This window comes from Olsenella sp. Marseille-P4559 (assembly GCF_900605015.1).
Taxonomy (GTDB): Bacteria; Actinomycetota; Coriobacteriia; order Coriobacteriales; family Atopobiaceae; genus Tractidigestivibacter.
Map to the genome: position 1 here is coordinate 1,121,568 of NZ_LR027573.1, position 14,560 is coordinate 1,136,127.

Genomic DNA, 14,560 nt, shown 5'->3' on the forward strand with positions numbered 1-14,560 from the left:
TGGCTCCTACTCAGATTTTACCTTGGCTGCTACCTTGGCTGCCTTGGCCTTGTCATCGGCCTGAGGGGCCTCGAAGCGGTAGCCCACACCGTGAACGGTGTAGAGCCAACGCGGGTTGCGTGGGTCGTCACCCAGCTTGGCGCGCAGGTTCTTGACGTGGGAGTCGATGGTGCGCTCGTAGCCCTCAAAGTCGTAGCCCAAGACCTTCTCGACAAGCTCCATGCGGGTGTAGACGCGGCCGGGGTGACGGGCAAGCGTTGTGAGGAGCTTGAACTCGGAGGCCGTAAGGTCAACCTCCTCGCCCTCGACCATAACCTTGTGGCCAGAGATGTCGATGACCAGGTCACCAAAGTCCAACACCTCGAGCTGCGGCTCGGTCTCGGTGTGGGCGCGGCGCAGCAGGGCTCGCACGCGGGCGATGAGCTCACGCGGCGAGAAGGGCTTGATGAGGTAGTCGTCGGCGCCAAGCTCAAGGCCAATGACGCGATCCTCCACCTCGCCCTTGGCGGTAAGCATGATGATGGGCACGTTCGAGGTCTCACGGATGGCGCGGCACACGCGCTCGCCAGAGAGCTTGGGGAGCATGAGGTCGAGAATCACAAGGTCAAACGAGTGCTTCTCGAACTCCTCAACGGCGCTCTGGCCGTCCCCGACGCCGCGAACGATATAGTTCTCGTGGTCGAGGTACGCCGCTACGACGTCGCGGATTGCCTTCTCATCTTCTACCAGCAGAATCTTCTTCTCGTCTGAAGCCATGCGGCCTCCTTTAGCTCAGATATGCTCGATGGTCAGATAGACCCACCAATCCTATAATAGTGTACCCCACAAGGGCCACTCTCGAACCATCCTATAGGGGGAAGGTTCTCACTATTACGGAAGCGGGGTATCCGGTGGTGGCATCCTTGACGGACGAGAAGGTCACGAACGTGTCGCACTCGCCAACGCGCGCCGGGTAATCGCCGTAGTCCACACTCCTATCGGTCGCGGAGAGCACGCTGTAGGTTTGATCGGTGGCGTTGACCACGATGTAGGAGGATCGACTCTTGATGAAGTAGACGCCATTTTTGCCAGCGGCCGCGCACTCGAATGGCTCGCGCGCGAGGTAGAGAAAGTCGCTGCCGTCACTCGAGCCAATGTAGGTGCCCATGTTGCCGAGAAGCCCACCGGAGCCGTAGTTTGCCTCGACGGAGACGACGAACTTCTCGCCCATGCGGCAGGCACGGAAGGGCTTGACCGAGGTCGGCATCACGAGCTGGTCGACCTTGGTCTTGAGCCCGTCATCGATGGTGTAGGCGGTAACGCCGTAGTAGGTGCCTTCGCTTGCGCGCACGCGGGGTGCGAGCACCACCCAGTTGCCGCAGACGGTGGGGGAAGTGGCAAAGCGGCCAGGGGACTCCACAACGGCCTGGGCGTTAGACGAGCCAACGGTCCAGAGGTAGCAATAGGAGGTCTCGGCGGTCTTATCGCCCGAGGTAGAGGGCTGCACCTGCCAAATGACTGAGGTGCCGCTGCAGGCAACCGGGGCCGGGTCCCAGTTGGAATCCGCCTGCCAGAGCGTCTTGGTCTCGCCGGCGAGGGCCCCGTCCGAGAACGCCGCCGCAAAGAGACTCCATGACCGGGTGATCATGTCCAACTCTACCCAAGCATAAACCGAATCCGAGCAGGCAACGCTATAAATGACCGAGGTCGTAGTGCCGGTGACGGCCTTTGTCACAACCTCCTTGAGCTCGCCCGAGGAGGTAGAGAGGGCCGAGGCCACAACCATGGGGCTGGCAGAGGCGCCGGCCGTGGTAACGGGCAGCCACACGCCCTCCGCCGGGTGAAGGACGTTACCCAAGGGCAGCGTCCACGTGTTGCTGGCGGAGTACGGCAGGTCAACCGAGGTAAAGGTGTCCAAGATGCTTGTGCCCGTGTCCTCGGAGACGTTGACGGGCTCGGAGGTGTCGGCGGTGTCCTGCTCCTTGTTGGTGCAGCCGGCAAGAACACCTACGGTTGCCGCAGCAGAGGCCGCCGCGACACCCGTCTTGAAAAACGAGCGACGAGAGATGCCTGCGTGGCGTGCGGCACCGTTTTGGCTGCTGTGTCTGTGGCCCAGCATAACTGGCCCCTAGGCTTGCGCCGCGACCTGGGCCTCGTGCAGGGCGAGGCTCAGCTGGTCGGCGCAGGAGGTGTGGCGGGGCCCACAGGCGTTGCCCGCAAGGGTGCCGGCTATCTGGCCGACAGGCTGGCCCTTGACCAGCCTGCCTATGGCCTTGAGGTTGCCGTTGCAGCCACCTTCGAAGGAGACGCCCTCGATGGTCGAGCCGTCATCCGTGAGATCAATATGGATGGCCTGGGAGCAGACGCCCCGGGGCCTAAAGTCGTAGTGGAACATGAATCTCTCCTCTTGGTGGCGCTTACGCGAACTCGAGCTTCTCCAGGCGGTCGAAAACCACGTCCTTGCGCTTCAGGAAGCTCTGCGGGTCGAAGATGGCGTCGAGCTGCTGTGCGGTGAGCGTGCAGCGGCCATCGGCGGCCAGCTTGTCACGGAAGGTCGTGCCGGGCGTGCAGTCCTGGACCTCGTGCCAGGTGGCCATGGCGTCATCCTGCACGATCTTGTAGGCCTCCTCGCGCGTGATGCCGGTCTCTACCAGGGCAAGCAGAACCTTGCTCGAGTAGATGAGGCCACGAGTCTTGTTGAGGTTGGCCAGCATGCGCTGCGGGTAGAGAACCAGGCCGTCGACGATGCGGATGAGGCACTGGAACATGTGGTCAAGCGCCATGAAGCTGTCGGCCTGGGCCACGCGCTCCGCCGAGGAGTGCGAGATGTCGCGCTCGTGCCAGAGCGCCACGTCGTCAAAGGCCACCTGCGCGTTTGCCTTCACCACACGGGAGAGGCCGCAGACCTTCTCGGCAGTGATGGGATTGCGCTTGTGAGGCATGGCCGAGCTGCCCTTCTGGCCCTTGCGGAAGGGTTCTTCCACCTCGAGGGTGTCGGTGCGTTGGAGACTGCGAATCTCGGTGGCAATGCGCTCGCAGGTCGCCGCCGTGGTGGCAAGAACGCCGGCCAGGTAGGCGTGGTGGTCGCGCGAGATGACCTGCGTGGAGAGCGGGTCGTGCACCAGGCCCAGGTGCTTGCAGACGTACTCCTCAACAAAGGGATCAATCGAGCTGTAGGTTCCCACGGCACCTGAGATGGCACCGAAGGCCACATTGGCACGGGCATCCTTGAGACGGTCGTAGTCGCGCTTGAGCTCCCAGGCCCAGCTACCAAACTTCATGCCAAAGGTCATGGGCTCGGCGTGAATGCCGTGCGTGCGGCCAACGCAGAGGGTCTCGCGCTCCTCGAAGGCACGGCGCTTGCAAATCTCGCCGAGCTCCTTGCAGTCGTCAAGCAGGATATCGGTGGCTTGGACAAGCTGGTAGCAGAGGGCCGTGTCGCCAAGGTCCGAGCTGGTCATGCCAAAGTGGACCCAGCGGCTGGGCTTGGGGTCCCCCTCGGGGACGTCAGTATCGATGTGACGACCCATGTCGGTGAGAAACGCAATCACGTCGTGGTTGGTGACGGCCTCGATGGCGTCGACCTCGTCCTTGTCAAAGCCGGCGTGGTCGCGAATCCAGGCGGCCTCCTCCCTGGTGATGCCAATCTTGCCCAGCTCGGCCTGAGCCTCGCAGGCAAGGACCTCGATCTCCTGCCAGATGGCGTACTTGTTCTCCAGCGAGAAGATGTGGCCCATCTCGGGACGGGTGTAGCGATCGATCATCTGCGTTCCTTTCGCAGCAGCATGGCGGTAATTCGATTTTACCGCGCGAGGTGGCGGGGGTTCTCCGAGGGTGACGGGCAGGCCCGGCGCGCAACGGCATGCGGGCTAACGCGTCATAGCACGCTTGATGGCGCCCCCAACGCCTGCCTGTGCCTTGGTCACATAGCCGCTAAGGTCTGCTCCGGTGAAAAGCTTGATAAGCCAGAAGTAGACCAGCAGTACTGCCATGGGCACAAGGCACGAGGTCACAATGCTTACGGCAACAGCGTCGATGAGCTTGTTGAGCTGGGATGCAACGGTACCCGCTGCCTCCTGGGCACCGGAGGCCAGCGCGTCGATACCGCTGGAAACAGCCGATCCCAGCACGTCGAGGAGGTTCTGGCTGTCGCTTGTGTCCTGTTCGGACGCCGTGCCGTCAGACACGCTTTGCGTTGCCTCATCGGTTGCCTGAACGGCGGCCTCCACCTGCTGCGAGGCCTGATATTGAGTGTTGATGGCGTCGGTCAGGCCTGCACTCACAGGAACCAGCGTTGCCAGCGCAACGCCTACCACCATGAGCTTGACGCCCCACACAAACAGCACAGGACGTGGTCCCCAACTCCGATGTGCCCACAGCCAACCGATGACCATGGCAAGTCCCATGGGGACAAAGATTCTAAACCCAATAAGACCAAGCGTGGTGAGGAGGAACTTCTCGAGGTAAATCACCGAAAGCACCACCACAAGCTTTCCCGAGAGATCCGCGAGCTGCTCACCGATGGGCGTACCTACATCATCGGGGATGGCCGTGACGGCTACGGATGCCGCGGTGGCCGTTGCCACCAGCCCCATGGCAGTCGTCTTTTGGCTGTCGAGCGTTGCGTTGACGTTGGAATAGGCATCTGTGCTTGAGAGGTACATGCCAAGCGGGAACTCCGATACCAGAAGCAACGCCGCCAGGATGACGGTCACAATCAGCCGTGTGCGCGGGGCAGGCTCGTCATCTGGGCCAACGGGCCCCATGGGATCCTCAAGTGTCGCGGGCATTTTGGTACGTGGAGATAGCGTCTCCGTGCGTTTCTGGGCAGTACTGGGCATTCGTTCCCCTCTCCTCGGGCTGCGCCCGGCGCGATTGCTCCCAAAACCTTACTGCATTGGCGGCCCCAGGTGCCCTTCCGTACCATGCGCGCAACAAGCAGTCGCGAATCGACACACAGAATCGAGGTTTTGAAGGCCCCCTGGCCTTCCTGAGCCGCACCAGGTGGTGCGAGCCCGCCTTGCTGCGGGCGTTTTCCCAGTTGGTGCGCGGCAGATGGACGGTGCGTTGGCACGCGGCACCCGGAACTGGCGTCCAACGCGGAAAAGTAACCTTCATATCCTCGATTCTGCGTGCAGTTTGGCCATTTGTCGTTGCACGCATGACCCCAAAAGCGCCTGGGGACCGTCCGCGCATGGCGCTATCATCTTCGAAAGCAGCAAGCTTGCCCTACCGCAACAACCCATAGACCGGGAAGGAGCGCCCATGCCTCGCAAAGATGCTCGGCAGGAACTGGCGTGCGCGCTCAAGCGCCTCATCAAGCGCTATCCGCTTGACAAGATCACGGTCACCATGCTCGCGGCCGGGGCGGGCGTAAACCGCCAGGCCTTCTACTACCACTTCGAAAGCGTCTACGACCTGGTTGCCTGGATCTACACCGTCGAGGCCGATGAGGTCCTGGGAGACGAGAGAACCTACAACACCTGGCAGCAGGGCATGTGCGCTTTGCTCGAGCACATCCTTCACGACCGCGACTTTGTCGTTCGCACCATCCACTCCGTCGACCCCAACTACGCCCAGCGCTTTCTTCACAGCCGCACGGACCAACTCGTCATGAGCGTGGTTGCCGAGGAGAGCAAAGACCTCGACATCTCTGCCGATGACCAAGCGTTTATTTCGCAATTCTACGCTGCTGGCTTTGTGGCCACAGTAATCAATTGGGTCACCAACGGCATGACCGAGAGGCCAGAGGAGCTTGTGGCCCAGCTCGACCGCGTGGTGCACGGAGACATCCCCGCCGCAGTCGAGCGCTTCTCTCGCCGTCTGTAGTGAGCCGCCGCAGCGGTATCCGTCTCGGTCCGCACGCTTATCCTATATTTTGAACAAAATTCGAAAACTAGACAGACTGGCGATTCTGTCTAGTCTGCCATTGCCTGCGCACGGGAATCCTCGCTCCATAACCCCACCGTCCGTGGCCCAGGCACCAGCCCGGACGGATGTCACGGCACCATACGAGGAGGTCGCCATGTACTACAGCTCTGGCAACTACGAAGCATTCGCCCGCCCCAAGAAGCCCAAAGGCATCGAGGACAAGCACGCCTACATCGTGGGCACCGGCCTTGCGGGGCTCTTGGCCGCCTGCTTCCTGGTGCGTGACGCCCAGATGCCCGGCGAGAATATCCACATCCTCGAGGCGCGTAGGCTGCCCGGCGGCGCCTGCGACGGCGAGCAGCAGCCCATTGGTTTCACCATGCGCGGCGGCCGCGAGATGGACAACCACTTCGAGGTCATGTGGGACCTCTATCGCTCCATCCCCTCCATCGAGCACGAAGGCCAAAGCGTCCTTGACAAGTACTACTGGCTCAACAAGGAGGACTCCAACTACTCGCTGTGCCGCGCAACCGAGAGCCGCGGCCAGGACGCCCACATGGATAAGAAGCTTGGCCTCTCCGACGCCGGCCTCACGGAGATCATGAAGCTCTTCTTCACCCCAACGAGCAGCTCTATGGCAAGCGCATCAACGAGATCTGGGATGATGAGGTCTTTGGCTCCAACTTCTGGATGTACTGGCGCACCATGTTCGCCTTCGAGAACTGGCATTCCGCGCTCGAGGTCAAGCGCTACGTCCAGCGCTACATCCACCACATCGGTGGCCTGCCCGACTTCACGGCGCTTCGCTTCACTCGCTACAACCAGTACGACTCGATGATCCTGCCCATGATCAAGTACATCGAGTCTGCAGGCGTGTCCATCGAGTATGGACAGAAGGTCGTGAACGTAGAGTTTGACTTTGTCCCCGCATCTGCCACGAAAGCAGCCAAGAAGGTCGCGCGCGCCATTGTGGTTCAACACGATGGCATTGAGGACCGCATCCCCCTCACCAAGAACGACCAGGTCTACATCACCAACGGCGGGTGCGTGGAGAACGCCACGTGGGGTTCGCAGAACACTGTGGCCAAGGTCGATCCGCAGATTCGACCTGGTGGCGGCTGGGACATGTGGCGTCGCATCGCCGCGCAAGCGCCAGATGGCTCCTTCGGTAACCCCGATGTCCTCTGCAGTGACCCAGAGCAATCCAACTGGATGAGCGCCACCGTCGACACCGCAGATCCCGAGATTCTCTCGGCCATTCAGCGCATCTGCCGCCACGACCCGCTCTCTGGGCGCGTGGTGACTGGGGGCATCGTGACTGCCCGTGACTCCAGGTGGCTGCTCAGCTGGACCGTCAACCGCCAGCCACAGTTCAAGACCCAGCCAGACGGCCACGTGCTCGTTTGGGTGTATGCGCTCTTCACCGACAAGGGAGGCGACTTCATCAAGAAGCCCATGCGTGAATGCACGGGTGTGGAAATCTGCGAGGAGTGACTCTACCACCTTGGCATCCCCGAGGACCGCATCGTGGCGCTGGCGCAGAAGCACGCAAACACCACCACCTGCTACATGCCTTACATAACCGCATTCTTCATGCCGAGAAACGACACGGACAGGCCCAAGGTGGTTCCCGACGGCGCCGTGAACTTTGCCTTCCTCGGCCAGTTTGCCGAGGTGGCGCGCGACACCATCTTCACCACCGAGTACTCGATGCGCACCGGCATGGAGACCGTCTACACGCTGTGCGATGTCAACCGCGGCGTACCCGAAGTCTGGGGTTCGGTCTACGACGTGCGCTGTCTCTTGGACGCCACGGCCAAGCTTCAGGACGGTCGCAAGGTCACCGAGATGAAGCTGCCCCTCATCGAGCGCAAGGCCCTCGGGGCGGCACTCCGCAAGGTCAAGGGCACCGACATCGAGAAGCTGCTTGTGGCCTACGGTATCATCTAGCCGCAGTGCCTGCATCCAGCCAGCTCGGCTCAAGCGACCCTGGCGGGCAGCGGCGGATACCGCTGCCCGCCCTTTCCCAAAGTAGGGTGGCACGCGGTCCGCTGCATGAAAACGGCCCATCGCGCGGTTTTTCCAGATTCGCTGCATGAAAACGACCTATCGCACGGTACCGATTCACACCCCGATCGACACGATGTATAGCAGATGCATAACATCAATAATTACATGGGGATGTATTCGTGGAAATGCATCTTCATGCACCCAAACAAAGATGCGGCTCACCAGGGACCGTACGATAGCCCGTTTTCATGCACGCACCCCAGAGATTCCCCGCGATAGGCCGTTTTCATGCAGGCTTTGACGGGCTTCGGTCAGCATGGATACGCTCTTCCGGGAATTTCGTGCCCGGTGGGTCTCGCACCTTAACGTGGCGAGGCCCACCTCACTCGTCGGCGGCGAGATGCGCCCGGGCCTCGGCAAGCTGGGCGCGCACCGCCGCCTCGCCGATTCCACCGTACGTCACGCGCGCGTTGGCAATGCCCACCGGGTCGAGACCCTGCGCGATATCCTTCCCAAAGAGCGGGCTTGCCGCACGGAATTCCTCAGCCGTGAGGTCCTCCAGCCCCTTACCGTGCTTCTCGCAGTAGAGCACGAGCTTGCCAACAACCTCGTGTGCCTCGCGAAACGGCATGCCCCTCTTGGCCAGGTAGTCGGCAACGTCGGTAGCAGCGGTAAAGCCCTTGCCGGCCTGGGCGAGCATTGCATCCTTGTTCACGGCCATGGTTGCCAGCATGCCCGTAGCAATGGCCATGCAATCGAGCAGCGTCTTTGCGGCGTCGGCCGGGCCCTCCTTGCACTCCTGGAGGTCTTTGTTGTAGGCAAGCGGGAGCGACTTCATGGTGGTGAGAAGCGCCATGAGGTCCCCGTAGACGCGTCCGGTCTTACCGCGCGTGAGCTCGGCGAAGTCTGGGTTCTTCTTCTGCGGCATGATGGACGAGCCGGTGGAGTAGCTATCCGAAAGCGTGATAAAGCCAAACTCCGCACTGCTCCAAAGGACAATCTCCTCGCACAGGCGCGAGAGGTGCATCATGCTTACGGCGCAGGCGTAATCCAGGTCAAGCAGGTAGTCGCGGTCCGAAACAGCGTCCATCGAGTTAGGAATCGTGCGGTCAAAACCCAGAAGCTGAGTGGTGCACGCGCGGTCAAGCGGATACGTGGTGCCGGCAAGCGCCGCGGACCCAAGCGGGTTGGCGTCGGCTGCGGCGCGCGCGGCAAGAAGACGCGTGTGGTCGCGCGAGAACATCCAGAAGTACGCCAGCATGTGGTGCGAGAAAAGCACCGGCTGCGCATGCTGCAGGTGCGTGTAGCCCGGCATCACCACGCCCAGATTCTCCTCGGCAACGCCCAAGATTGTGCGGCGAAGCTCGACGTTTCCCTCGAGAAGTCCGTCACACAGGCGCTTGGCGTAGAGGCGGATATCGGTTGCCACCTGGTCGTTACGCGAGCGGCCCGTGTGCAGGCGCGCACCCGGCGTACCAATGTCTGCGGTGAGGGCCCTCTCGACGGCCATGTGGATGTCCTCATCGTTTACATCCCAGGCAAAGGTGCCATTCTCGATCTGGTCCGAGATCCTCTCAAGCCCCGCATCTATGGCGTCGGCGTCCTCCTGGGAAATGATGCCCTGCTTGGCAAGCATCTTGGCGTGCGCGCGCGAGCCCTTGATATCCTCCTGCGCCATGGCCTTGTCATCCTTGAGCGACGCGCCAAACTCCTGCGTAAAGGCGTCGACGCTCTTCTCGAACCTACCGCCCCACAATGCCATGAGCACCCCTCTCGATGCTGTGCCGTTGTCCCTGCTAGCTTACCGCACGACCCGCACATACGAGCCGATAGAAAAGCCGTCGCCGGTAGCCCCCGACGGCGGCTCTTGCCGCATATCTGTCGAGCAGGCCGGGTCTTTCCTGCTCAGAGGCGTTCCTATTGCAGCTTGGAGCCGGGGCCCTGAACGCGAGACCAGGTCTTGGACTGCAGGCCATGGATGGTGATGAAGCCCTTGGAGGCAGAGTGGTCGAAGGTGTCGCCCTCGTCGTAGGTGGCCAGGTTGTAGTCGTACAGGCTGTACGACGAGCGCAGGCCGTCGACGAACAGGCCTCCCTTGCAGAGCTTGATGCGCACCTCGCCGGTGACGTACTTCTGCGTGTAGGCGTTGTACGCATCGATGGCCTCGCGGTTCTGCGAGTACCAAAGGCCACGGTAGACCGTGGAGGCCCACTCGACGTCCAGCTTGGCCTTCTGCTTCAGGGTCTCGGCATCGAGGCACAGGGTCTCGAGCGACTGGTGGGCCTGGATGAGAAGGAGCGCGGCGGGGCACTCGTAGCACTCACGGCTCTTGATACCCACGACGCGATCCTCGATCATGTCGATGCGACCAAAGCCGTTGCGCCCGGCAATCTCGTTGGCCTTGATGATGCAGTCGAGAAGCGGCATCCTCTCGCCATCAATCGAGACGGGCAGGCCGCCCTCAAAGCCAATGATGACGGTCTCGGGGTCGGCGGGGCAGTCCTCGGGGTTCCTGGTCATCGTCCAGATGTCCGAAGGCGGCTCGTTCCAGGTGTCCTCAAGCACGCCGCACTCAATCGCGCGACCCCACAGGTTGTCGTCAATGGAGTAGGGCTTCTTGTGGGTGGTGGGCACGGGTACGCCATGGGCCTCGGCCCAGGCCATCTCGGAGTCACGCGTGGTGAGGTCCCACTCGCGCACGGGGGCGATGATCTCGAGCGAGGGGTCAAGCGCGTGGATGGAGGTCTCAAAACGCACCTGGTCGTTGCCCTTGCCGGTGCAGCCGTGGGCAATGTACTTGGCGCCGTACTGGTGCGCGATGTCCACGAGGTGCTTCGAGATGATGGGGCGAGAAAGCGCGGAGAGCAGCGGGTAGATGCCCTCGTACTTGCCGTTTGCCCAGATGGCCTTAGAGACGATGGCCTCGGCGTACTCCTCGCGCATGTCCACGGCCTCGGAGGCAATGGCGCCCATGTCGAGGGCCTTCTGCTTGATCCAGGTGAGGTCCTTCTCGTCCTGACCAACGTTGCCGCAGATGGCAATGACGTCCATGCCCTTCTCGACCTGCAGCCACTTCACGATGACGGACGTGTCCAGGCCACCGGAATATGCGAGGACGACCTTCTCTTTCTCAGCCATTTTTGTGCACCTTTCTGTTGTTGGGCCTTGATACCCCTTGCAGACATGCAAACGAACGAGCGTCGCGGCCATGCCGCAACGTCACGAAGAGCCCCCGATCGTGCCGGGCGCTGCTGGGTACCTTGTCTAGAGTCTGTGAAGAGAGAAGCGACAAGAACCTATACCAGCGCGCAAGACATCGCGGGGCTGATTCGTCGGTTCTGGCGTCGGAGGGTGACCGTGCTATGGCTGCATACTGTAGTGCTCATATGCGTTGGTCACCCCTTCAAAAGTGGCGCGCGAATCTCGCGCGGCTGTAGTTGCTATGCGCGACTATAGGCCCGCACGGGGCGGCAAGGCAAGTGCGGCAAAGAAAAGATTTCTGCTTGAAACAAAAGGGGTCCGGATGAACAACAGCATGAGGTCGCATTCGGAGAAGGGCTCCATCATGGACCTCCTCGGCGCCCCCCCGGCACCAAGGAAGGAACAACCACGGACCGGCAGCCTCCTTCCGCGGCCCCCGATTCGGGGAACGTTGGTGCGAGTCGGCCACAGGCAGAGGTTTGGCTGCCCCCCAATCGAGCTGAAGTGTGGGTCGATCTAGGTGACGTGCAGGCCATGTTCAACTGCGGGATCCGCGGCACAGAAGCCAAATGCGAAGCCCACAACATTCGAGACCATGTCCACGATCCCAAAAATGCCGAGAATCGGAACGCACTGGAGCGCCTCGCATGCAAGCACAATGCTCAGGGAGCGCGATGACGGCATACCTCTCGTGCGGAACCTGAACCGGAGAGGGAAGTTCAGGTTGAAGAAAAACGTCATGGGAGACCGAACGAAGACGTCAACAGGGCTGAGGTTTACTCCCTGGACCCCTGCTCCTCGGCACGATGAGAGGCGAACGCAGCGATAACGCAAATCGCGGAAGCGGCACTCAACAGCACCGTGAGGTACCTGTTAGCCATGGCCTGATAGGTGATTGCGAACGCACGCGCTGCGACTGCGGTATGGATTGCAATCATGAACGGGATGCTACCCATCAGAATCCAGGCCCGTTCCCAATAAGAAGGGCAAGGCCGTGATGTCCGACTCCGCCAAAGAATGATACCGAGAGCCTGAGTCCTAAACAGGCTGCCATCGCAGCGGCCACAAGCCCACAACTTTTCTCAGCATGGCATCTCCGTGTTGCTACAGAATTACAGGATGATTATAATATTTATGTTGATTTGTCGACAATTTAATGGAAATTGGATTCGAAAGCGAACTCAATATGTCGCACCTATGGTGCAGAGCGTAGGCACACATAGCGCCAGACCACCTCCGACAAGCAGGTGCCGGTTGCCATGGAATCGACCGTGTTGGGCGAAGAGGAGGTGCCGCAGGGGCGTTCGGGCACCCAGTTGGTGCTGACTTTCCCGCCGGTATTTTCTCCCGTAGCGCCGCTGGAGGTACCGGCCGCGCAGCCTGGCCGGTCACCGTAAGGACACTGAGCTGCTCGTCTACCATGTAGTCAGACTCGCTGGCGCTGCCATCCCACACGATGGAGTGGTTGTCCTGGCTGATCCCCACGTCGACCCGCTCTTCAGTTGTCTTGAAGGTGACAACCTCTCCTCCAACAAGGCCCTAGATGGATCCGCCCGCCGTGAAGGTGATCGCTCTTAACGAGGACTTAACACCCCGTCTGCTGTACTGGTTGGCGCAAAGAAGGAGGAGCGTATGGATACAAAGCAGGTTGGCGTTCTGGTCTTTCATCGTATAAGGGTCATACCGATACTGCTGATGGTCCTTGGTGGCACGTTTGTCGCCTATGGGGCCTACCGAGGAGAGGTCCACACCGTTCTCGCCAAGGCGATAAGGATATGCCTCGAGTGCGTGGGCATCGGGTAGGTGCATATGATGAAAACGATGTTCTCGCGTATCGGAGTGTTCCTGCGCAGGAGGGGAACCGTGCAGACCATAGCCACCTTCCTGACCAACCCCCGCATCCCCAATTTCCTTGAGGGGACAATCTACACCGGTTCGGCGAAGTCGATTTGCGTCCCAGGGCTTAACTGCTATTCGTGCCCTGCGGCCACAGGAGCTTGTCCGGTCGGGGCATTCCAAGCGGTTGTCGGGTCCTCCAAGTTCAGCTTTTCCTACTATATAACTGGGATTTTGATTCTCATAGGGACGCTTCTGGGAAGGTTCGTGTGTGGTTTCCTCTGTCCCTTCGGCTGGGTCCAGGACCTGCTCAACAAAATCCCGTTTCCCAAGAAGCTCAGCACGAGGAGACTCAAAGGCCTGCGTTACCTCAAGTATGGCATCCTGGTCATAATGGTCTGGGCCCTTCCCGCCCTCATCCAGAATTCCGTGGGGATGGGAGACCCGTACTTCTGCAAGTACGTATGCCCGCAGGGCATACTTGAGGGCGCCATCCCGCTGTCCCTTGCCGATGCGAGCATCAGGGCCGCGTTGGGCAGCCTCTTCACCATGAAGTTCAGCATCCTGGCGATAATTGCGCTTTTGAGCATCATGTTCTATCGACCGTTCTGCAAATGGATCTGCCCCCTCGGGGCCTTCTATTCGCTGTTCAACAAGGTCTCTCTCCTGCAATACCATGTCGATGCGGACAAGTGCGTCAAATGTGGCAAATGCGCCCGTGTCTGTAAGATGGATGTCGACATAACCAAGAACTCCTCCTCTCTCGAGTGCATACGCTGCGGCGAGTGCGCCAAGGCCTGCCCCGTCAAAGCAATCGAGGTTGACCTGACCCTTGTCAAGGCCAAGCTCGCCCAGCCAGACGCCTCCGCAGGCAAGCATGCGTAGGCCGCGGCATCCGGTATCGGGGGCGATGAAAGCGGTTATGCACCGGCTGTGAGGCCGGCAGCCATACGTACGGTGGGAAATGTTTCAGAAAGGAAGCACCATGAAGGAAGTCACGAAGAAGGCCCTGGTCTCTGCCGCAGGAATCCTCATGACCATCTCCCTGGTCGGCTGTGGGGCAAACCCGAAGAGCCAGTCGACGGAAACGGCTCCAGACGCGGCGGCGACCGTCGAGTCCGGATCGACGGACGTCCCGCCCGAGGCGGCGTCAAAGCTGCACCTCAAGGGCGGCGACGCGTTCCCCAACTTCGAGGCCACGAACATCTCCAACGACGAGACCGTCAGCAACGAGGTGTTCAAGAAGAACAAAGTCACGGTCCTGTCGTTCTGGTTCAACGGCTGCACGAGCTGCGTGAAGGAGATGCCACTCCTTCAGGAGCTGAGCGACAAGTACAAGGACAAGGGCGTCAACGTCCTTGGAGTCAACGCCGAGGCTGGGTTTACCGATGACGCTAAGGATGAGGGGCGGGACATTCTCTCGAAGCAGGGGGTCACGTACGACAACATTGCCTTCAACTCCAAGAGCGACGCAAACCAGGTGATCGAGGGCCTCACGGCCTTCCCGACCACGATGGTCATCGACCAGGACGGCAAGCTCGTCGGCGACCCCATCACCGGTGGTCTCGACAGGCTCGAGGGAAGCGAACTCCTCAAGCGCGTCGATGAGGCGCTTGCCAAGGCGAAGGATAACTAGGCCAAGGGGCAACCAGGCCTCCCGTGC

At 60.9% G+C, this 14,560-nt stretch carries 12 protein-coding genes and 1 pseudogene; 5 read left to right on the forward strand and 8 right to left on the reverse strand.

The window, feature by feature from the left end; all coding sequences use genetic code 11:
• Positions 1-6: 6 nt before the first annotated feature.
• The 5 genes from E0E00_RS05255 to E0E00_RS05275 form a co-directional block, all read right to left on the reverse strand.
• Positions 7-756 (reverse strand): response regulator transcription factor, encoded by a 750-nt coding sequence (locus E0E00_RS05255; protein WP_130811452.1) that lies wholly within the window; start codon positions 754-756, stop codon positions 7-9.
• A gap of 91 nt (positions 757-847) precedes the next feature.
• Positions 848-2,098 (reverse strand): Tat pathway signal protein, encoded by a 1,251-nt coding sequence (locus E0E00_RS05260; protein ID WP_130811453.1) that lies wholly within the window; start codon positions 2,096-2,098, stop codon positions 848-850.
• Between the two features lie 9 nt (positions 2,099-2,107).
• Entirely contained in the window at positions 2,108-2,374 is a 267-nt protein-coding gene (locus tag E0E00_RS05265; protein ID WP_130811454.1) for a TIGR03905 family TSCPD domain-containing protein, read from the reverse strand.
• Between the two features lie 22 nt (positions 2,375-2,396).
• Positions 2,397-3,743 carry an adenylosuccinate lyase gene (purB, locus tag E0E00_RS05270; protein ID WP_130811455.1) on the reverse strand — a complete coding sequence of 449 codons (1,347 nt, stop codon included), beginning with the start codon at positions 3,741-3,743 and terminating at the stop codon, positions 2,397-2,399.
• Between the two features lie 105 nt (positions 3,744-3,848).
• A complete protein-coding gene (locus tag E0E00_RS05275; RefSeq protein ID WP_130811456.1) occupies positions 3,849-4,745 on the reverse strand; it encodes a hypothetical protein in 897 nt (298 codons plus the stop codon).
• Positions 4,746-5,244: 499 nt separating this feature from the next.
• On the opposite strand from E0E00_RS05275, the gene E0E00_RS05280 reads away from it, so the two are divergent.
• Together E0E00_RS05280 and E0E00_RS05285 are read left to right on the forward strand one after the other, a co-directional pair.
• Positions 5,245-5,808 (forward strand): TetR/AcrR family transcriptional regulator, encoded by a 564-nt coding sequence (locus tag E0E00_RS05280; RefSeq protein ID WP_165443560.1) that lies wholly within the window; start codon positions 5,245-5,247, stop codon positions 5,806-5,808.
• Between the two features lie 196 nt (positions 5,809-6,004).
• Positions 6,005-7,800: pseudogene (locus E0E00_RS05285) on the forward strand (oleate hydratase).
• A gap of 442 nt (positions 7,801-8,242) precedes the next feature.
• Here E0E00_RS05285 and argH read toward each other — a convergent pair.
• The 3 genes from argH to E0E00_RS05300 all read right to left on the reverse strand — a co-directional run bounded on the left by argH (position 8,243) and on the right by E0E00_RS05300 (position 11,999).
• A complete protein-coding gene (argH, locus tag E0E00_RS05290) occupies positions 8,243-9,622 on the reverse strand; it encodes an argininosuccinate lyase (RefSeq protein ID WP_130811458.1) in 1,380 nt (459 codons plus the stop codon).
• A 155-nt stretch (positions 9,623-9,777) separates the two neighbouring features.
• Complete coding sequence (locus tag E0E00_RS05295; RefSeq protein WP_130811459.1) at positions 9,778-10,998, reverse strand: argininosuccinate synthase; 1,221 nt, start codon at positions 10,996-10,998, stop codon at positions 9,778-9,780.
• Positions 10,999-11,837: 839 nt separating this feature from the next.
• A complete protein-coding gene (locus E0E00_RS05300) occupies positions 11,838-11,999 on the reverse strand; it encodes a hypothetical protein (protein WP_207302665.1) in 162 nt (53 codons plus the stop codon).
• A gap of 694 nt (positions 12,000-12,693) precedes the next feature.
• Here E0E00_RS05300 and E0E00_RS14315 point away from each other — a divergent pair.
• The 3 genes from E0E00_RS14315 (at position 12,694) to E0E00_RS05310 (ending at position 14,533) form a co-directional block, all read left to right on the forward strand.
• The gene (locus tag E0E00_RS14315) at positions 12,694-12,864 is read left to right on the forward strand and encodes a CD1871A family CXXC motif-containing protein (RefSeq protein ID WP_165443561.1); all 171 of its coding nucleotides are present in this window, start codon (positions 12,694-12,696) and stop codon (positions 12,862-12,864) included.
• A gap of 9 nt (positions 12,865-12,873) precedes the next feature.
• Positions 12,874-13,782, forward strand: a complete 909-nt coding sequence (locus E0E00_RS05305; RefSeq protein WP_130811461.1) for a 4Fe-4S binding protein — start codon at positions 12,874-12,876, stop codon at positions 13,780-13,782.
• Positions 13,783-13,882: 100 nt separating this feature from the next.
• Positions 13,883-14,533 carry a TlpA disulfide reductase family protein gene (locus E0E00_RS05310; protein WP_130811462.1) on the forward strand — a complete coding sequence of 217 codons (651 nt, stop codon included), beginning with the start codon at positions 13,883-13,885 and terminating at the stop codon, positions 14,531-14,533.
• Positions 14,534-14,560 lie beyond the last annotated feature (27 nt).